General features: G+C 70.4%; 20 protein-coding genes and 1 tRNA gene. 10 read left to right on the top strand and 11 right to left on the bottom strand.

Annotated features, from left to right (window positions below; translation table 11 throughout):
- The first annotated feature begins 65 nt into the window (after positions 1-65).
- Positions 66-740, top strand: a complete 675-nt coding sequence (locus BJP65_RS12605) for a pyridoxamine 5'-phosphate oxidase family protein (protein WP_070410002.1) — start codon at positions 66-68, stop codon at positions 738-740.
- A gap of 46 nt (positions 741-786) precedes the next feature.
- Here BJP65_RS12605 and BJP65_RS12600 read toward each other — a convergent pair whose 3' ends face one another.
- Positions 787-4,245 carry a bifunctional proline dehydrogenase/L-glutamate gamma-semialdehyde dehydrogenase gene (locus BJP65_RS12600; RefSeq protein ID WP_070409371.1) on the bottom strand — a complete coding sequence of 1,153 codons (3,459 nt, stop codon included), beginning with the start codon at positions 4,243-4,245 and terminating at the stop codon, positions 787-789.
- A 99-nt stretch (positions 4,246-4,344) separates the two neighbouring features.
- On the opposite strand from BJP65_RS12600, the gene BJP65_RS12595 reads away from it, so the two are divergent.
- Entirely contained in the window at positions 4,345-5,232 is an 888-nt protein-coding gene (locus tag BJP65_RS12595) for a LysR family transcriptional regulator (RefSeq protein WP_070409370.1), read from the top strand.
- A 3-nt stretch (positions 5,233-5,235) separates the two neighbouring features.
- Here BJP65_RS12595 and aztD read toward each other — a convergent pair whose 3' ends face one another.
- The 4 genes from aztD to aztB are packed head-to-tail and all read right to left on the bottom strand — an operon-like array spanning position 5,236 to position 9,490.
- Entirely contained in the window at positions 5,236-6,468 is a 1,233-nt protein-coding gene (aztD, locus tag BJP65_RS12590; RefSeq protein ID WP_070409369.1) for a zinc metallochaperone AztD, read from the bottom strand.
- Between the two features lie 32 nt (positions 6,469-6,500).
- Positions 6,501-7,409, bottom strand: a complete 909-nt coding sequence (gene aztC / locus BJP65_RS12585; protein ID WP_070409368.1) for a zinc ABC transporter substrate-binding protein AztC — start codon at positions 7,407-7,409, stop codon at positions 6,501-6,503.
- 1 nt (position 7,410) lies between these two features.
- Positions 7,411-8,622, bottom strand: a complete 1,212-nt coding sequence (locus BJP65_RS12580; RefSeq protein ID WP_070409367.1) for an ABC transporter — start codon at positions 8,620-8,622, stop codon at positions 7,411-7,413.
- A gap of 13 nt (positions 8,623-8,635) precedes the next feature.
- Complete coding sequence (gene aztB, locus BJP65_RS12575; RefSeq protein WP_070409366.1) at positions 8,636-9,490, bottom strand: zinc ABC transporter permease AztB; 855 nt, start codon at positions 9,488-9,490, stop codon at positions 8,636-8,638.
- A 55-nt stretch (positions 9,491-9,545) separates the two neighbouring features.
- On the opposite strand from aztB, the gene aztA reads away from it, so the two are divergent.
- Entirely contained in the window at positions 9,546-10,223 is a 678-nt protein-coding gene (gene aztA, locus BJP65_RS12570; protein WP_083285978.1) for a zinc ABC transporter ATP-binding protein AztA, read from the top strand.
- Here the strand turns inward: aztA and BJP65_RS12565 are convergent.
- Positions 10,216-10,602 carry a MarR family transcriptional regulator gene (locus BJP65_RS12565; RefSeq protein ID WP_181015930.1) on the bottom strand — a complete coding sequence of 129 codons (387 nt, stop codon included), beginning with the start codon at positions 10,600-10,602 and terminating at the stop codon, positions 10,216-10,218. The genes aztA and BJP65_RS12565 overlap by 8 nt on opposite strands.
- Positions 10,603-10,793: 191 nt before the next feature.
- Between BJP65_RS12565 and BJP65_RS12560 the strand changes: the two genes are divergently transcribed.
- Together BJP65_RS12560 and BJP65_RS12555 are read left to right on the top strand one after the other, a co-directional pair.
- A complete protein-coding gene (locus BJP65_RS12560; protein WP_070409363.1) occupies positions 10,794-11,153 on the top strand; it encodes a hypothetical protein in 360 nt (119 codons plus the stop codon).
- Between the two features lie 77 nt (positions 11,154-11,230).
- Entirely contained in the window at positions 11,231-11,581 is a 351-nt protein-coding gene (locus BJP65_RS12555) for a hypothetical protein (protein ID WP_055839021.1), read from the top strand.
- 20 nt (positions 11,582-11,601) lie between these two features.
- Here the strand turns inward: BJP65_RS12555 and BJP65_RS12550 are convergent, their stop codons facing one another.
- Positions 11,602-12,663, bottom strand: coding sequence for a hypothetical protein (locus tag BJP65_RS12550; RefSeq protein WP_070409362.1), 1,062 nt, complete (start codon positions 12,661-12,663; stop codon positions 11,602-11,604).
- 76 nt (positions 12,664-12,739) lie between these two features.
- On the opposite strand from BJP65_RS12550, the gene BJP65_RS12545 reads away from it, so the two are divergent.
- Entirely contained in the window at positions 12,740-13,492 is a 753-nt protein-coding gene (locus tag BJP65_RS12545; RefSeq protein WP_070409361.1) for an ABC transporter permease, read from the top strand.
- 133 nt (positions 13,493-13,625) lie between these two features.
- Here BJP65_RS12545 and BJP65_RS12540 read toward each other — a convergent pair.
- The 3 genes from BJP65_RS12540 to BJP65_RS12530 form a co-directional block, all read right to left on the bottom strand.
- A tRNA-Tyr gene (locus tag BJP65_RS12540) sits at positions 13,626-13,707 on the bottom strand.
- Between the two features lie 88 nt (positions 13,708-13,795).
- The gene (locus tag BJP65_RS12535) at positions 13,796-14,677 is read right to left on the bottom strand and encodes a PfkB family carbohydrate kinase (RefSeq protein WP_070409360.1); all 882 of its coding nucleotides are present in this window, start codon (positions 14,675-14,677) and stop codon (positions 13,796-13,798) included.
- Positions 14,674-15,174 (bottom strand): FBP domain-containing protein, encoded by a 501-nt coding sequence (locus BJP65_RS12530; protein WP_070410001.1) that lies wholly within the window; start codon positions 15,172-15,174, stop codon positions 14,674-14,676. The genes BJP65_RS12535 and BJP65_RS12530 overlap by 4 nt, the downstream gene beginning before the upstream one ends.
- A 307-nt stretch (positions 15,175-15,481) precedes the next feature.
- Here BJP65_RS12530 and BJP65_RS16625 point away from each other — a divergent pair, with 307 nt between their 5' ends.
- From BJP65_RS16625 to BJP65_RS16830, 4 genes are all read left to right on the top strand, one after another.
- Positions 15,482-15,820, top strand: coding sequence for a hypothetical protein (locus tag BJP65_RS16625; protein ID WP_156784887.1), 339 nt, complete (start codon positions 15,482-15,484; stop codon positions 15,818-15,820).
- Between the two features lie 124 nt (positions 15,821-15,944).
- A complete protein-coding gene (locus BJP65_RS12525) occupies positions 15,945-16,433 on the top strand; it encodes a YajQ family cyclic di-GMP-binding protein (protein WP_055839030.1) in 489 nt (162 codons plus the stop codon).
- Positions 16,434-16,452: 19 nt separating this feature from the next.
- Positions 16,453-17,094: a dihydrofolate reductase family protein gene (locus tag BJP65_RS12520; RefSeq protein ID WP_083285844.1), complete on the top strand. Its 642-nt coding sequence runs from the start codon at positions 16,453-16,455 to the stop codon at positions 17,092-17,094.
- Positions 17,091-17,228: a hypothetical protein gene (locus BJP65_RS16830; protein ID WP_181015929.1), complete on the top strand. Its 138-nt coding sequence runs from the start codon at positions 17,091-17,093 to the stop codon at positions 17,226-17,228. The genes BJP65_RS12520 and BJP65_RS16830 overlap by 4 nt, the downstream gene beginning before the upstream one ends.
- 30 nt (positions 17,229-17,258) lie before the next feature.
- Here BJP65_RS16830 and BJP65_RS12515 read toward each other — a convergent pair whose 3' ends face one another.
- Complete coding sequence (locus BJP65_RS12515) at positions 17,259-18,053, bottom strand: SGNH/GDSL hydrolase family protein (protein WP_258027471.1); 795 nt, start codon at positions 18,051-18,053, stop codon at positions 17,259-17,261.
- Between the last annotated feature and the right edge of the window lie 167 nt (positions 18,054-18,220).

Here is an 18,220-nt window from a genome sequence, read left to right as displayed (position 1 = left end):
TGGTCCAGACGAAAGTGCGAGAAGCGGACTATGTGATGGACCACGCGAGCGAATGGAATCGGACCATGACCGATCTTCCCCTCACCGCGCGCACGCGGGTGCGCCGCCTTCCGCACTACCAGGTCACCGACCGCACCGCGCTCTACGACGTGATCGACGGTGCCCTGGCCGCCACCATCGCCCTCGTGCGCGACGACCGCCCGGTCGCGCTGCCGATCGGCATCGCCCGAGACGGCGACGACCTCCTGCTGCACGGATCCACCGGCAGCGACTTCTTCCGGCGCATCGCCGACGGCACCCCCGTCTGCATCACCGTGACGCACCTCTTGGGCCTGAAGTACGCGCGGTCGCTCTTCGACAGCTCGATGCGGTACCGGTGCGCGGTCGTGTACGGGGTGGCATCCGTCGTGCCACCCGAAGAGAAAGAGGCGGCCCTGCTCGTGCTGTCGGAGCATCTGATGCCCGGCCGCAGCGAAGACGTCCGCCCCATGACGGCCCGTGAGCTCGCCGCCACCATGGTGCTGCGCATCCCCCTCGTCGAGGCCAGCGTGAAGGACAACGCGGGCTCGCTCGTCGAGGAGGACGACGACGGAGAGGACCGCGCCGTCTGGGCCGGCACCCTCCCCTTGCGCTGGGTCGCCGACGAGCCGAAGACGTCTGCGCAGACGCACCCCGGAACACGCGTTCCGGACTCGGTGCGCCGCGCCGCCGCGCGGGTGGCCACGACCGGAACCGCGTGATGAGCACCCACGCGGGCCCCGCAACAGCCGCGGGGCCCGCGTGCGCTCAGCGCGTGACGAGCGGCGGCACGACGTACCGGCGCGGCGTTCCGAAGCGGTGCGCCGTGATCGACACGGCCTGCTCGCGCAGGAACGGCAGCAGCTCGACGCGCCCGGCGCGGGTGACCTCGCCCGCGTAGATCGCGACCGAGGGCGAGCCGCCCACGGCGTCGGCCGTCGCGACGGTCGAGCCGCCGAGCAGGCGCACCCGCCCACCGGTGCGCGCCAGGCGCGCGGCGCGGCGCTTCCACTCGTCGGCATCCTCGACGCTCGCGCGCACTCCCACGCCCTCGAGCCACGCGCGCACGGCGGGCGACAGCGCGCGGGCCGTGCTCACGGTCACCGGGGCGCCGGCGCGCACACCGGCGGCGACGACGCGGACGAGCGCCGTCTCGGTCGCGTCATCGAATCGCACGGTGACCGGCACCGTGCCGTAGCGCAGCACGTTCTGCTCCGACTCCAGGCCCGTCACATCGCGGGCCAGTGAGAACTCCGCAGCCCAGGCGGCGGCGTCGCTCGCGAGAGCGGATGCCAGCCAGTCGCGGTCGGCCGAGGGGACGGCCGCGAGCGCCGGGGCGGCCAGCGCATCGCCCGAGCGGGGCGCCGAGGTCTCGGCATCCGCCCACGAACCGAATCCGAACAGGTACGACGGCCCACCGGCCTTGGTGCCCGCGCCGACGGCCGACTTCTTCCATCCGCCGAACGGCTGGCGCTGCACGATGGCGCCGGTGGTGCCGCGGTTGACGTAGACGTTGCCGGCCTCGATGCGCGAGAGCCACCGCTGGATCTCGGCCTCGTCCAGCGCGTGCAGGCCCGAGGTGAGCCCGTACTCGATGGCGTTGACGATCTCGATGGCCTCATCGAGGGTCTCGGCGGTCATGATGCCCAGCACGGGTCCGAAGTACTCGGTGCGGTGGAACTCGCTGCCCGCCTGCACGCCCTCGCGAATGCCGGGGCGCCACAGCGACCCCTCGTCGTCGAGACGCTGCGGTTCGACGACCCAGCGCTGGCCGGGCTCGAGCGTGGTGAGCGCCCGCAGCAGCTTGCCGTTCGCCGGCTCGATGAGCGGTCCCACGCGCGAGGCCTCATCCCACGGCATCCCCACCTCGAGCGAGGTCACCGCGTCGACCAGCTGGTCGCGGAAGCGCCGCGAGCGCGCGACCGAGCCGACGAGCACGACGAGCGAGGCCGCCGAGCACTTCTGCCCCGCGTGGCCGAAGGCCGACATCGCGACGTCTTTCGCGGCGAGGTCGAGGTCGGCGCTGGGCGTCACGATCACGGCGTTCTTGCCGCTCGTCTCGGCGAGGAGCGCAAGGTCGGGACGGAACGAGCGGAACAGCTCGGCCGTCTCGTACGCGCCGGTCAGCACGACCCGCTCGACGGCGGAGTGCGTGAGCAGCTGCGTGCCGAGATCGCGTTCCGACAGCTGCACGAGCTTCAGCACCTCGCGGGGTACGCCGGCCTCCCACAGCGCCTCGACCATGACCGCGCCCGAGCGCTGGGCGAGGGCGGCGGGTTTGATGACCACGGCGGACCCTGCGGCGAGCGCGGCCAGGGTCGATCCCGCGGGGATCGCGACGGGGAAGTTCCACGGAGGGGTGACCACGGTCACGCCCACGGGCGTGAAGCGGGCTCCGTCGACGTCGTCGAGGGTGCGGGCCTGCTCGGCGTAGTAGTGCGCGAAGTCGATGGCCTCCGACACCTCGGGGTCGCTCTGCTCCAACACCTTGCCGCACTCGACGCCCATGACCTCGAGCAGATCGGCGCGATGCTTCTCGAGCGCGTCGCCCGCCCGGTGCAGGATCGCGGCGCGCGCCTCGGCGCCGAGCTCGCGCCACGCGGTGGCGGCGGTCGCGGCGTCGTGGATCAGCGCGTCGAGGGCGGCGGCGTCGGTGACGGTGTGCGCGGCGATCGTGTCGCTGCCCAGGGTCGAGTCCTGCATCCGCGCGACGATCCCGGCGCCCCAGCCGCGGTTGGCCTCGATCGCGGGGTCGGAGTCGGGGGTGTTGTGGAAGCCCGTGGCGGGCGCCGCGGGCGCCGGCGCGGTGCGGTCCTGCACGCGGTTCGACGCCGGTACGCCCTCGGGCATGTCGGCGAGAGAGGCCAGGAAGCGGTCGCGCTCGCGATCGAACAGCGCCGCGTGGGTGTCGAGGTCGAAGACGGCCGACATGAAGTTCTCGCTCGACGCGCCCTCTTCGAGGCGGCGGATCAGGTATGCGATCGCGACGTCGAACTCCTGCGGGTGCACGACGGGCGTGTAGAGCAGGATCGAGCCGACCGTGCGGCGCACGACGGCCTGCTGCGCGGTGGCCATGCCGAGCAGCATCTCGACGTCGATCCCACCGGTCACCCCGCGCCGCTCCGCGAGCAGCCAGGCGAGGGCCACGTCGAAGAGGTTGTGTCCGGCCACGCCGATGCGCACGTGCTGCGCGTGCTCGGGACGCAGCGCGTAGTCGAGCACCGCCTTGTACGAGGCATCCGTCGCCTGCTTCGACGGCCAGGTGGCGAGCGGCCAATCGTGCACGTCGGCGTCGACGCGTTCCATGGGGAGGTTCGCGCCCTTCACGACGCGCACCTTGATCGTCGCGCCCCCGGATGCCACGCGCCGGGCGGTCCATTCCTGCAGGCGGATCATGGCGGCGAGGGCATCGGGCAGGTACGCCTGCAGCACGATGCCGGCCTCGACGTCGTGGAACTCGGGCTCGGCGAGCAGGGTCTCGAAGACCGCGAGGGTGAGGTCGAGGTCTTTGAACTCCTCCATGTCGAGGTTGACGAAGGTGCCGGTCTCTTTCGCGACCCGGTAGAGGGGGCGAAGCGCCGCCACCGCGTCGGCGACGGCGGCGTCGAACGCCCACGGCGTGTGCGGGGCGACGGTCGACGACACCTTGATCGAGACGTAGTCGACGTCGTCGCGGGCGAGGAGCTTGCGCGTTCCGGCCAGGCGGCGCGCGGCCTCTTTCTTCCCGAGGATGGCCTCGCCGAGCAGATTCACGTTGAGACGGATGCCGTCGCCCCGGCCGCGGATCGAGGTGATGGCATCGCCGAGCTTGCGGTCGCTCGCATCGACGATGAGGTGACGCACCATCGAGCGGAGGGCCGTGCGCGCCGCCGGCACGACGACGCGGGGAAGGATCGGCGCGGTCAACGCGCCGAGCCGGATCGCGGCCTTGAGGTGCAGGGGGAGGAACCCGGGGATCAGCGGGGTCAGGGCGGCGAGGTTGCGCGCCGCCACGCTCAGGTCTTCGGGGCGCACGACTCCGTCGACGAACCCGACCGTGAAGTCGAGCCCGTGCGGATCGCGCAGCACGCCGGCCAGGCGCTGGGCGGCGGCGTCGACGGGCTCGTCGCGACTCTCGGCGAGCCAGCGGCGCACGAGGGCGATCGCGTCGTCGGCGAGCTCGGCGGGTGAGACGAGAGTCTCGGGCGTGGTGCCGGACGTGGTGCGGGGGGCATCGGTGAGCGACATGGCGGTCCTTCCTCGGATGTGATCAGCATGGGACCCGCATCCATTCGAGAAAAGCGATGATTAATGATGGGTTATGTTCGATGTCATCGAAGGGATGCCATGTTCGATCTCCGCCGTCTGCGCCTGCTGCACGAGCTGTCGCTCCGGGGCACGCTCGCGGCCGTCGCCGAGGCCCTGTCGTACAGTCCGTCGACCATTTCGCAGCAGCTCGCCCTGCTGGAGCGCGAGGCCGGCGTCGCCCTGCTCGAACCCGACGGTCGGCGCCTGCGCCTCACCGCGCAGGGCGCGGCCCTCGCCGCGCACGCGGCCCGCATGCTCGCCGCCGACGAAGCAGCCCGCGCCGAGCTCGAGCACCTGCGTCCCTCGCTAGCTCCCGTACGCGTGGCCGTCATGCAGTCCGCCGCGCACGGGCTCCTCCCCCACACCCTCGACGCCCTGGCCGAGGCCGAGCCCCAGCTGCGCGTCGAGGTCGCCGAGCTCGCCCCCGAAGAGGGACTGTTCGAGGTGGCCGCCCGCGGCTTCGACCTCGCCGTCGCCGAGCAGTATCCGGGGCACACGCGCGAGCACCGCGACGGCATCGAGCGGAGCCTGCTGGGACGGGATGCCATCCGCCTCGCGGTGGCGCGCACCGATCCCGCCGAGCGACTCGACGACCTCCGCGACCGCGCCTGGGTGATGGAGCCCGAGGGCACGGCCGCGCGTCAATGGGCGACGCAGCAGTGTCGAGCGGTGGGGTTCGAGCCCGACGTGCGCTTCGAGATGGCCGATCTGACCGCGCACGCGCGGCTCGTGGCATCCGGTCACGCGGTGGGGATGATCCCCGACCTCGTCTTCGCCGGCGAGGATCCGCCCGTGCGCCTGGTCGGCCTACCCGGCGAACCCCGGCGCGAGGTGTTCACCGCCGTCCGCCGCGGAACGGCCGACCGCCCCGGCGTACGCGCGGTGCGGGGAGCACTGCAGGTGGCGTACGACCGGGGCGGCCGGTGATGCTCAGCGCGTGAGCGCCATCTCGTTGGGCGTGACGTCGAGGGTCGCCGTGGCGGTGACCTCGCCGGTGGTGAGGTCGACCGCGTGCACGGCGTTCTTCGCCGGCTCGGTGACGTAGGCGATGTCGCCCGACACCTTGATCGCGGGGTGGGCGTCCTGCCACTCGACCGGCCCCTCCCACGCGTCGATCACGGGGAACGCCTCGGTGAAGGCCCCCTTCTCGAGGTCGAAAACGTGGATCGCGCCGTCCGACGCCAGGATGTAGCCCCGATCCTCGGGGCCGCGGGCCAGGTCGCGGAAGGTGTACTCGGCGCCGGCGGGCATGTCGACGACGCTTTGCGTCTTGGCGGCGGTGTCGATCAGCGAGACGCGCTGCAGCAGGTAGCCCTCGGCGTCGCGGTCGTCCTTGTAGTCACCGAGCACCAGCGGGCTGGTCTCGCTGACGAAGAGGTTGCCGGTGCGACCGTAGGGCTGGTCGGGGGCGTCGACCTTCGTGATCTCGCCGTCGTCGTAGATCAGGGCGCCGTTCTCGCAGCCGAAGACGACGACCTCGTCTTTCGCGGTGCCCTCGCCGTGCACGCCGGGGCAGGTCGCGTCCTGGGCGATCGTCGCACCCGAGGCGTCGGTCACGGCGATGCCCGTGCGGCCGTTGGCGTTGCCGACCGTGGTGACGAACGACCCGTCTTCGAGCATGATCGACACCCCGTGGTGCGCCTCGACGCCCGGGATGGTCTCGACGGCGGGGAGCGCATCGGTCGAGGCGAGCAGGGCGTCGGTGTCGAAGATCGTCGAGTCGCTCGTGCCGTCGGCGTAGAGCACGGTCTTGCCGCCGTGCGTCACGACGTGACCGGGCTTGGATGCCGGGAACACGAGGTCGGTGAGCCGGGGCTGCTCCGAGGCGGTGCCGGCATCGAGCACCTGGAAGCCCTCGCTCGTGGTCACCATGACGTGACGGCCGTCACCGGCGGAGTTGAGCCGCGTGAACTCCTCGGACGAGAAGTCGCCGATCGTCTCGAGGCTCTCGCCGTCGAGCACGACGATGCCGCCGGGGTACGACAGGGCGACGCGGGTACCGGTGTCGCTCGTCGACGACGGGGCCGAGCTCGTGGCGGGAGCGGCCGAACCGGCGCCGGCGCCGCCGGCGCACGCCGACAGGGCGACGGTCGCGCCGACCGCGAGCGTGAGCAGGCCCGCACGACGGAGGGCGTCCCCGCGGCGGTGGGAAGAGGTGCGCATGTGATTCTCCTTCTGGGTGGGTGGCCGGTCGCTCACGGCGACAGGCCGGTGGCGATGCGCTCCGTGTTGACGCGCATCATGGTCAGGTAGTCGGGGGCGCCGCCGTCGGCGTCGGTGAGCGATTCGGTGAACAGCTCGGTCACCTCGACGTGGCGGTCGGCCTCGTCGGCGAGCGCGCGCACCAGGCGGTCGGGCGACGACGACTCGGCGAAGATCGTGGGCACTCCGGCCTCGTCGATCGCCGACACCAGGTCGGCGAGGTCGCTCGTGCTCGGCGCCGCCAGCGTGGTGCCGCCGGGGATCACGGCCCCCACCAGGCGGAACCCGAAGCGCTCGGCGAGGTAGCCGAAGACGTGGTGGTTGGTCACGAGTGCCCGACGCTCGGCGGGGATCGCGGCGAACGCGGCCGTCATCTCGGCATCCAGGTCCTCGATCTCGGCGCGATACGCCGTCGACCGCTCGGCGACCGCGGCGGCGTCGATTCCGTCGATGCGCGAGAGCACCGGGGTCAGCGCGTCGACGACCGCGGCCATCTGGGCGGGATCGGTCCAGAAGTGCGGATCGTCGGCACCACCCGCATCGGTCGAGGTGTACGGCAGCACGGTGACCGCGTCGCCGGCGACGAAGGTAGCCACCCCGTCGGCGGAGGCCGCGTCGAGATGCTGCTGCAGACCCTCTTCGAGGCCGATGCCGTTGGCCACCAGCAGGTCGGCCGAGCGCAGACGCGCGGCTTCCGACGCCGAGATCTCGAACGAGTGCGGATCGGCGCCCGGGCGCATCAGGGTGAGCACCTCCACGTCGTCGCCGACCAGATGCGACACGACGTCGCCGAGGATGTTCGTCGTCACCACCACGAGCGGGCGATCGGATTCCGCTCCCCCGGCGCACCCGGTGAGGGCGAGCAGGGCGGCGGTCAGGGCGACGCCCAGAGCTCTCTTCATGTCAGCGTCCCGTCTCGGCGAAGAACAGCGGCGCGCGCTCGGGCGCGAACTCCCGGGCGACGCGGGCGTCGTCGGCGAAGTCGATCTCCCACATGCGGTTCTCGGTGGGGCCGTTCAGATACGCCCGCTGCTGGTCGGCGACCAGGCTGACGGTCTGGCCCGCGGCGAGGCTCGCTCCCACCAGGGCGGGGGATGCCGCGCGCTGCGCGCCCGTCTCACCATCGAGCACGAGCACCCGCCCGTCCGGGGTGAGGGCGAGGAGGTTCGCGTCTTTGTCGTCGACCGCCGTGACCTGCACGACCGGCTCGGGGGTGGGCAGCAGCGTCCACGTGCGCTCGCGGGTGTCGAGGATCCACACCCCGGCGTCCCCGGCGACCGCGGCGACCTTCGGGCGTCCCTCGCGGTTGGCGAAGACCGTCGCCCGCGGCGCGGTCGTTCCCGCGGGGTAGGCGATGCGTTCGACGACGGGTGCGTCGTCGTCGACGCTGATGAGGAGGGCGCCGTCCTGGCATCCGATCACCGCTCCGACGCGGGTGGTGATCGTCCCCGCGGGTTGGATGCACGCGGCCGGTTCGCCGACCTCGGCGCCGTCGGCGTCGTGCAGGTTCACCTCGTCGTCCGCGGCCACCGCGGCGAACGATCCGGCGGGCACGACGAGGCCGGCACCGGGAGACGTCGAGAGGCGGAACCGCTCGACGACCTCACCTCTCGACAACGCCTCGGTGTCGAGCAGCACCGCCTCACCCGATCCGGGGAAGAACAGGCCCGTCCCGCCCGTGGTCGACGAGTTCGAGGTCGCCACGACAGCGGTTCCCTCACCCTCGACGTCGCCCAGCAGGCGGGCGTCGGCGCGGTAGTAGTGGAAGTGGTCGACGTGATCCCAGGTCCACACGCCGCTGTCGACGATCGAGACGCCCGTGTCGTCGGCGGCGAAGAGGTACCGGCCGTCCGAGTGCACCGCCGAGGGCGGGCGCACGGTGCCGAGCGCGGTCGTGGTCTCGTCGAGCAGATCGAGGTGCGACACGCGTCCGTCGCCGTCGATCGAGGTGAGACCCACAGCGGGTTCGGCGAGTTCGGCGGCACCCGCGATCTCGCCGTGCGTGTCGGTCGAGGGTGCGGTGTCGGGGGCGGCGGGCGCCGCGCAGCCGGCGAGCGAGAGGAGCAGCACCGCGCTGAGGGGCGCGAGGCGACGGGAGAGGTCGGGGTGGGGCATGGGGGCTTTCCGGTCAGGCGGGAACGAGAACAGGGGATGCCACGCGCCGGCGCGCGGCGTCACGGCAGGCGCGTAGGGCCCACGAGACGCCGGCCGCGGCGATGGCGGTGGCGGCGATGGTCGCGCCGGCGGCGGTCGCGGCGTGCCACGAGACGAGCAGGCCGACGGCGACGGCGACCGCCCCGATCACGGCGGCGAGCGCCATGGTCGTGGCGATGCGGTGGGTCCACTGGCGCGCGGCGACCGCGGGCGCGATGAGCAGGCCCACCACCAGCAGCGAGCCGACGGCCTGGTACGACGCGACGACGGCGAGGGTGACGAGCCCGACGAGAACGGTCTGCGCGACGCGCGGGCCGAGGCCGAGCACCTGGGCGACCCGCTCGTCGATGGCGAGGGCGACGAGGCCACGATGGGCGACCGCGGCCGCCGCGATGCCCAGGCCTGCCGCCACCGCGAGGACGACCAGATCACCGGCCCCGATGGCGAGGATGTCGCCGAACAGGATCGCCGTGGCATCGGTGGCGAAGCTCCCGGCGTGCGAGATGACGATGACGCCGAGGGCGAGCATGCCGACGAAGAGCAGGCCGATGCTCGTGTCGTACGAGAGTCGGGCGCGCCGCTGCAGCACACCGATGCCGAGGCTCATCACGACGGCGCTGGCCGCCGCCCCCAGCAGAACCGGAAGGCCGAGCACGGTGGCGAGAGCGACGCCGGGCAGCATGCCGTGGGCGAGCGCCTCGCCCAGGAACGCCATGCCGCGCACAATGACCCACGTACCGGCGACGCCGCACAGCACGGCGACGAGCACTCCCCCGAGCAGCGCGCGCTGCACGAATTCGAGAGAGAAGGGATCGAGGAGCCAGGTCACGATGCCCGACCGTATCGAGAATGAGAACGATTCTCAAACTCATACAATGGATGCCATGCCCCTCACCGCCGTCATCGCACGCGCCCTGCGCGTGGACTACTCCGGCACCCTCGCCCTCGACGGCGTCGACGTCGATCTGCACGCCGGAGCGCTCACCGTCATCGTGGGCCCGAACGGTGCAGGCAAGTCGACGCTGCTCGAGGTGCTTGCCGGCGCACGGGAGCCGTCAACCGGCACGCTCGAGGTCGCGCCGCGCACGCGCGCCTTCGTGCCGCAGCGCGCAGCCGTCTCGCCCCACCTCCCGCTCACCGTCCGTGACGTCGTGTCGGTCGGAGCGTGGGGACGCACGGGGCCGCTCCGGCGACTCAGCGCCGCGCACCGGGCCGCCATCGACGGCGCGATGCAGCGACTCGACATCGCGCCGCTGGCACGGCATCCGTTCTCGTCGCTTTCGGGGGGCCAGCGACAGCGAGCGCTGCTCGCCCAGGGCCTCGCCCGCGAAGCCGACATCCTGCTGCTCGACGAACCGACCACCGGACTCGACGCGGCGAGCGCGCAACTCAACCGTGCGGCCATCGCGCACGAGGTCACCCGTGGGGCGACGGTCGTGTGCGTGAGCCACGACGACCGGCTCATCGCCGACGCCGATCACCTCATCCGGCTCGAAGGAGGCCGCGTGAGGCCCGACGGCGCAGAGTCCGCGATGACGGCGCCGAGGCGCCCGCTCAGCTGAAGGTGCGCACGCGATCCGTAATGCGACGCAGCAGCTCGGCGGCCACCTCGACGACATCGCGCGACTCGGCGCGCACGGCGGCGTCCACCTCGACGGGGAAACGCCGGAGCGCCGCCCAGGGCTCCTGCTCCATGTCGATCTCGAGGTGGATGTGGTTGACCCGACGGTCTTCGGCATCGAGCTCGCGGCGCACGAGGCCTCGTCCGATCAGACGATCGACCATCGTGGTAACCCCGGCTGCGGTCACACCCAGATGGGAGCGCAGGATCGAGGGGCGGATGCCGGGCTCGTCGGCGATGCAGCACAGAGCCGTCGCCTCGAGTTCGCTGACCGACAGGTCGGTTCTCGCCTTCGCGACGGCATCATCACGTGCGGACACGTAGTCATCGAGCGCTGCGGTCAACGCGGAGGGATTCGTCAACGCCGCACCTCCTCAGTCCTGGGGCAATCCGGCCGATTGCTAAGGCCTACCTTACTCAAGGTCGTGAACATTTCAGTTAATTAATTAACTTTGTGAAATACGTGCTACTTTAGTGATTAGCCCGCCGACCCCGACTCTAGGAGATCGCAATGGCCACTCTTTACTACGGTTCCGACACCGCCCCCATTTTTCTTCCCGATCGCCTGATGGGTTACATCAAGGTCATCGCCTCGACGAAGCTGCGCCGCGGCGAGTCGTTCACGTTCACCTGGACCGGCACGGAGCAGGATCCCGGACGCTCCACCATCTGGCTGCAGCCTTCGATCCCCCTGCGGTTCGTGTTCGAATCCGTCGAGCCCGAGCAGCTGGTGGGCGAGTACCTGCGCACGCTGGCCGACCAGTCCAACGCCGCATCGGGTCTCGTCATCGACGTGCGCGAGTGGGAGGTCGCCGAGAAGGCGACCCGTAGCCCCGCCCGCACGCCCGTGCGATCGATGCGCGCCGCCTGAACGCACGAAGCCGAACCTCTCCGCACCCGACATAATGTGGTGACGCGCGATCTCGCGCGAAGGAATCGGAGAGAGCCGTGCCGGTACGCCGCCTGCTGAACAAGGACCTGCTCGAGGAGTGGCTCGCGGAATTCCGCGCCCTCGGCTACCTGACGGGAAGCGACATCCGCCTCCTGGAGCAGGATGACGAAACCGATCCCGACTCGGGTCTGATCGTCGTCGACCTCAGCGAGGCGAAGACCGTGACCTACCTGCAGCCCGTGACCGGCGGTGACGGGATCTGGACGGCGACGATGGAAGCGCGAGACGCCACCATCGAGCTGGACGCCGTCGCGCTGGTCAACCTCGGCAACGAGGTGAACGTGCTCGGCGCGCTCGTCAACTTCTTGAACGGCAAGTCCAAGACCCTGCTCGCCGCCTCGGTCTGACGTGAGCCGAGCTCCCGGCATCACAAGTCTGGGAACTGTGCCCGCAGATCGTCGAACGCTTCGCGGTACCCGTCGCGCCCGTGCACGTAGGCCAGGCAGACGACGATGTTCAGCACGGCGATGAGCGAGTCGCGTCCAGTGGAATCCATCAGCGTGCGGGTGGCCCACTCCTGCGGCGATTCGGTGCTTTCGCCATCCAGAGGCGCCGGCACTCTCGTTCGCACAGGGCGCGACCATGCGAGGACATCCCAGCCGTAACGGAGTTCGTCGAATGGCGGAGGCGCCGGATCTCCGTGGCGAAAGGCGTGCACTGCGGTCTCGTAGAGGGGCAGCGCGCTCAGCCCGGATGCGTCCAGGCACCGCAGGGCGGCCCACGCCGCGATACGGCGATGGAGGACATCATCGGCTTCGGCCAGGGCGAACTCGAGGTCCACGTCCAGCTCCGTCAGGGCGCTCAGCGGCATCCCGGCATCGACGAGTTCGAGCAGACGCGCATTCGGAACACGATCTCCCCACCGCAAACGGCCGCGCTCCTGCCGTTCGGCAACCTCTGCGAGCTCTTGCTCGGTCATCTCCTCCAGACCCAGAGTGCGCCGGGTGCGGTGCCAATATGAGGCTTCGGTGCTGGTCTGGACAAGGATTCGGCCGGGGGCGGGCGGAGCCAGCCAGAACTGCAAGAGGTAAGAATCTTCCGCCTCATCGCTGTTGTGAGCTTCACCGAAACCCTGGGCGCAGTAGCGGACACGGTAGTCGCCGCGGGGAAGCGGGAAAGGGAATTCATCACCCATGAGGCCGGTCAGGAACGCCTCGTCGAGCTCCGTCGTGAACGAGACTTCCACGACCTCTTCCCACATCGGGTCGACGGCGGGCTCAGAATCATGCAACTCGACGCGGAACGACACCCGGCCCGTGTGCGTTCCCGTAACGAGTTCGAGCACTCCGGGGATACCGGCTCCGCACAGTCCGTTGCTCTCATCGACCCAAGGGGCACCGAGGTCGCCGCGGTCCACGCCCTCATCGGTGGTGATCGATGCCGAACAGTAAGACACGTCGACCTTCGGCTCGTCTAGCAGGATTCGCACCCACGGAGACTATCGGCCGCCACCGGCGCGAGGCTCCGGACACAGGCGGTGGGCGCACCGCCAGTACTCTTTCGGCATGCCTACAGTCGATGTGCTGGTGCGCACGGCGGTGGCGATGCTGGTTCTCGCCGGCATCGCGGTGAGCATCCTGCTCGCTTCGGGAGTGCCGCGGTGGCACGGTCCGGCCTTTGCTCTCGTGCGGGCGACCGTGCAGCTCACCCTTCTCAGCGTCATCTTGACGGGGGTCATTCAGGATGCCGTCTGGGTAGGCGCCGCGCTCGTGGTGATGTTTCTGGTGGCGGTGTCGGTGTCAACGAATCGCATCGGAGATCCGCCCTCTCAGGCATGGAGGACGGCGCTTGCCCTCTTCGCCGGGGTGGGTGTGGCCGGAAGCGTGGTGTTCCTCACCGGCGCCGTCGAATACTCACCTCGGTTCGTTCTCGCGGTCGGGGCGATGGTGATCGGCAACGCCATGACCGTCGCCTCGGTGACCGGTCGCACCTTCGCGCAGCTGCGCGCTGACCGCTGGCCCGAAGTGGAGGCCTGGTTGGCGCTGGGAGCGACACCTCGCCGCGCCACCCGCGACCTCGGGCGGCGCGCGGTACACGACGCCCTCCTCCCCGGGATCGACCAGGTCAAGACGACCGGCGTGGTCGTTCTTCCCGGAGCGTTCGTGGGAGCGATCTTTGGCGGACTCTCACCCGTCGAGGCAGGACGCTTTCAGCTGGTCGTCCTCGCGGCGATCATGGCCGCGGGCGCCATCACGTCGGTCACGGCGATTCGGCTCACGGGCGGGACAATCAACCGCCCACCGAGGGCGCCGGTGTGACGACTGTCGCTCTACCCGTTTCAGCGTCCGGAGTGGGGCCGAGCGCTGCGTGAGCGAGCGCAGACAGCTGAGGGGCGCTCCGGACGCACTCTCCTGAAACAGGAAACGTCCGTCTCGAGAGACGGACGTTTTGTGGCGAGTGAGGGATTCGAACCCCCGAATGCAATGCAGTCTGATTTACAGTCAGATCCCTTTGGCCGCTTGGGTAACTCGCCATGCGCGCCCGCCCGGCTTGTTCAGTCGACCAGAGGCGCGAGAAACCACTCTACTATCTCGCAGAGGGTGCCTCCAACCACGGTGGGGTCACTCCGGCGTGCGCAGCAGGGCCCCCTCGTGGCGGCAGGTGGCGGCGGCGACATCCATGGCGCGGGTGAGCACGGCATCCCACTCCTCGGCATCAACCGGAAGGCGGTCGCGCACGAGCGCGACGGTGGTCGCCAGCACGGCGTCGCCACCACCCATCGTGTCGATGATGCGGCCGGGAAGCTCCGAGATCCCCCGCGCGACCGAGGTTCCGGCGGCGTCGATCGCGGCGCCGCCCGCGCCGTAGGTCGCCAGCACGGCACCCACGCCGAGGCCGACGAGCCGCACGCGCAGGTCGTCGAGCGAGCCGCCGTAGAGAAGCTGCGCGTCGTCATCGCCCACCTTCACTAAGAGGGCTCCGGATGCCGCCCGCTCGAGGCCCTGCACGAACGCGGCGCGGTCGTGCAGCATGCCGCTCCGCGGGTTCGGGTCGATGGCCAGGGGCGTCGACGGTGAGGCCGTGGCATCCATCAGGAGGCGGGTCTGCTCCGCGTCGTCGAAGGGGAAGCAGCTGACCACGACCATGGGGGCGTCGGCGATCGCCGCGCGCTCGGCGTCGCCGTAGCGCACCCGTCGGTTCTGGGCCGCGTCGTTGAAGACGTACTCGGGCTCTCCGCCCGGCGAGCGGGTGCTCACGGCGCGCGATGAGCCGTGCTCCGACGGACTCGCCAGCAGCTCGACGCCGTGCTCGGCGAGGAAGCCGCGGATCTGCTCGCCCGCCGCATCGTCGCCCACCATCGCGATGAGCGATGCCGGAACGCCCAGGCGCGAGAGCCCCACCGCGACGTTGAGGCCCGCGCCGCCGACGAACTCGCGCACACCCGTCTCGTCGCGCAGCTCGTCGATGAGGGCGTCGCCGATGACGACGACCCGCCCGCTCATCGCGTCACCTCGGCGGTCTCGAGCACGCGGGCGACGAAATCCTCGGTGCGGCGCCGCGTGCCGTCGATCTTGCGGTCGACGCTCGCGCGGATCTCGCTCGGCGCGAGGGGAGCCGCCAGGCGCACCGTCTCGTGGCACGACAGGTCGGCGCACATGTAGGTGCCCACCGTGTCGCCGTGCTCGCCGGCCGCGCCGGCCTTGCGTGCGGTGAACAACGTCACCTGATCACCGGGCTGCATCGTGTGGCAGAGGTTGCACATCGACGACCGGGCGCGCGACTGCCCGTCGGCGGCGCGCAGCAGCACTCCGATCGGCTCCCCGTCGCGCTCGATCACGAGGTATCCGCGGCCCCGCGTGCTCGGATCACGCCAGGCGAGGAAGTCGAGATGATCCCAGTCGGTCAGCACGAAGTCGTGAGGAAGCGCCAGAACGCGCACCTCGTCCGGCGTGGCGTTGACGAACGCGGCGCGGAGCTCGTTCTCGGTGAGTGCTCGCATGGCATCCGAGTCTACGAGCGCGCATACCGAGACGGGGCGGGCGATGTCGAGGGGGTGTGGATCGGGGGCCCGCGAATAGAATCGGATCATGGCTGATTCTTCCTTCGACATCGTTTCCCGATAACGGTCGAACGACGCGGGATCGCTCCACAACCTGCGTTGCCGCGTCCGAGAACACTCATGAAAGGCTGCTGTGTTGCGGCGTCGCGACCGGGGCGCGGATGGTCCCACAAGCCCCATAAGAAACTGGATCGGGCTGACTGTACTTGTCGTCCTGACGATCGTTGTCGCCATAGTCGCGACCACGATGATGCTCGATCGCATCGAGCCATCGACGTGGGGCACCTTTACTCAGGAGCGGTGCGTCGAGAACCGCGGGGGATGCCGGAGCATCGGCCGATGGGTGAGCGACGATGGCAGCTCTCGATTGCACGGCGTTGTCTTGGACGGTGCTCCTGGTTCGGACGGAACGGTGTCGGCCTTCTTTCGTCCGACGGATACCTTCAACGTGAACAAGCCCTGGGTCGTGCGGACGCAGGCAGCTGAAGACGCGAACATCTGGTTCCCGGCCCTGATGCTCGTCCTGCTCGCGGGATGCACCATCCACGTAGGCGCAAGGATGCGATCTCGCTCGTCGCGCCATTGAGGGGCTCCCGTAGACGCCCTGAACGTCACGCTCCGGGTCGGTCGAGTCTACGAGCGCGCATACCGAGACGGGGCGGGCGATGTCGAGGGGGTGTGGATCGGGGGCCCGCGAATAGAATCGGATCATGGCTGATTCTTCCTTCGACATCGTTTCCAAGATCGACCGACAGGAAGCCGACAACGCGCTGAACCAGGCTCACAAAGAGGTCGAGCAGCGTTACGACTTCAAGGGCACCGACGCGTCGATCGCGTGGAGCGGAGACTCCATCGTCATCAAGGCGAACTCCGAGGAGCGCGCCAACGCCGTTCTCGACGTCTTCCAGACGAAGCTCATCAAGCGCGGCATCTCGCTCAAGAGCCTGGATGCCGGTGAGCCCGTCGCCAGCGGCAAGGAGTACCGCATCACCTCCACGCTGAAGGAGGGCATCTCGCAGGACGACGCGAAGAAGGTCAACAAGATCATCCGCGACGAGGGTCCCAAGGGCGTCAAGTCGCAGATCCAGGGCGACGAACTGCGCGTGCAGTCGAAGTCGCGCGACGACCTGCAGGAAGTGCAGCGCCTGCTCAAGGCCGCCGACCTCGACGTCGACCTGCAGTTCACCAACTACCGGTAACCCCTCCCCGGAGCACACCTTGCCCGTCCGCGTCGATCTGAACATCTCGCTCGACGGGGTGGCGATGCCCGCCGACCCGTCGCCCGAGAATCCGATGGGCGAGGACTGGGGGCGTCTCGTCGCGGACTACATGGCGACGAGAACGTTCCGTGAGCGTGTCTTCGGCGACACGTCGGGCGCGGGGACGACTGGCGTCGACGACCGGTACGCCGCCGCGTACTTCGAGGGCATCGGCGCCGAGGTCATGGGCGCGGGCATGTTCGGCCTGCATGCCTTCCCCGACGATCCCGACTGGCGCGGGTGGTGGGGCGAGGAGCCGCCGTTCCGCGTACCGGTGTTCGTCCTCACGCACCGCGAGCGGCCCGAGATCGCCTTCGCGAACGGCACGCGATTCACCTTCGTCTGCGAGAGCATCACGGATGCCGTGACACGGGCGTCCGCGGCCGCCGGCGACGCCGACGTGCGCATCGGCGGGGGTGTCGGGGTGGTACGCGCGGCCCTCGAGGCCGACCTCGTCGACCACCTGCACATGGCCATCCGCCCCGTGATCCTGGGGCGGGGAACGCGCCTGTGGGACGACCTGCGCGATCTTGACCGCCGCTACACGGTGACGACCGAGGTCGCCGAGAGCGGCGTCGTGCACGTGACGTTCTCACGATGAACAGCCGGCCGAGTCCGCTCCCCTGCCCCACCTGCGGCGACCCGCTCTCGTTCGAGATCCTCGACGACGAGCGGTTCCTCGTGGCATGGTCGTGTGTGAGCTGCGGCCTCATCCGCACCACCGAACCGATGTGACGCTCCGCGCTCCCGGCGCGCACGGGCGGCTCAGTAGGTGAGGGCCTTCAGCACGCCGTCGGCGATCGCGCGGTGCCCGGTGTCGTTCGGGTGGAAATAGTCGCCGGTACCGGCGAACGAGTCGCGCCCCTCGGGACCGTGGTACGCGGACGTCGAGAAGGCGTCGGCGAGCCCGACGTACACCCCGCCCCGCGCGGCGCAGGTGCGGGCGATCGCCTCGTCGTACGCGGCGCCGTCACTCGTCCAGGTACCGAGGCAGACGAGCGCGGCCTTCGGCGACGAAGCGCGGATGCGATCGAGCAGGCCGACGTACTGCTGCTCGAAGTCGGCCACCGGAGTGGGCAGACCGACGTCGTTCGTCCCGAGCTCGATCACCGCGAGACCGAGGTCGTCGGGCACATCCGTGATCGCGGCGACGGTGGTGAGCGTCTGGTGTGCCTGGGCCGCGGTGGTCATCTCGACCGGGCCGACGGCATCCGCCACGAGAGAGGTGAAGCCCCGATCCTTCTGCGACGCGAAGAAGCCCGCGGCCAGTGAGTCGCCGGCGACGAGCATGCGCACCGCGCCGCCCTCGCCGCGCGTCACGAGAGCCGTTCCCGGCCGCGCCGTGGGGGTCGGCGCGGCTGTCGGGGTGGGGGTCCGCGTCGGAGTCGCCGACCGCGTGGGGGTGGCCGATCGCGTGGGGGTGACGGATGCCGAGGACGTCGCCGTCGCCGGAGAGCTCGGCTCCGCGCGCGAACCGGCGGTCATGACCAGCAGCACGGCGACACCGATCGCGACGAGCACGATGCCCGCGCCGATCAGCCACGCCACTCGCTGTCGCACGGCGGACTCAGCCCCGCCCGCCGCGCGCGCCACACCGCAGGACGGCGTGTCTGGTCATCGCGGCAGGGGTCGCCGCGACAGAGTGCGCGGTCGGCCGGTCGTCGAGCAGGTGCATGAGTCGATGTTCACACGCCGACGAGGCCGGCGCGAACCGTTGCGGCGCGCGG

The organism is Microbacterium sp. BH-3-3-3, from assembly GCF_001792815.1.
Lineage (GTDB): Bacteria > Actinomycetota > Actinomycetes > Actinomycetales > Microbacteriaceae > Microbacterium.
Note: the sequence above shows the minus strand (reverse complement) of the source record. Positions and strands in the feature narration are given on the sequence as shown.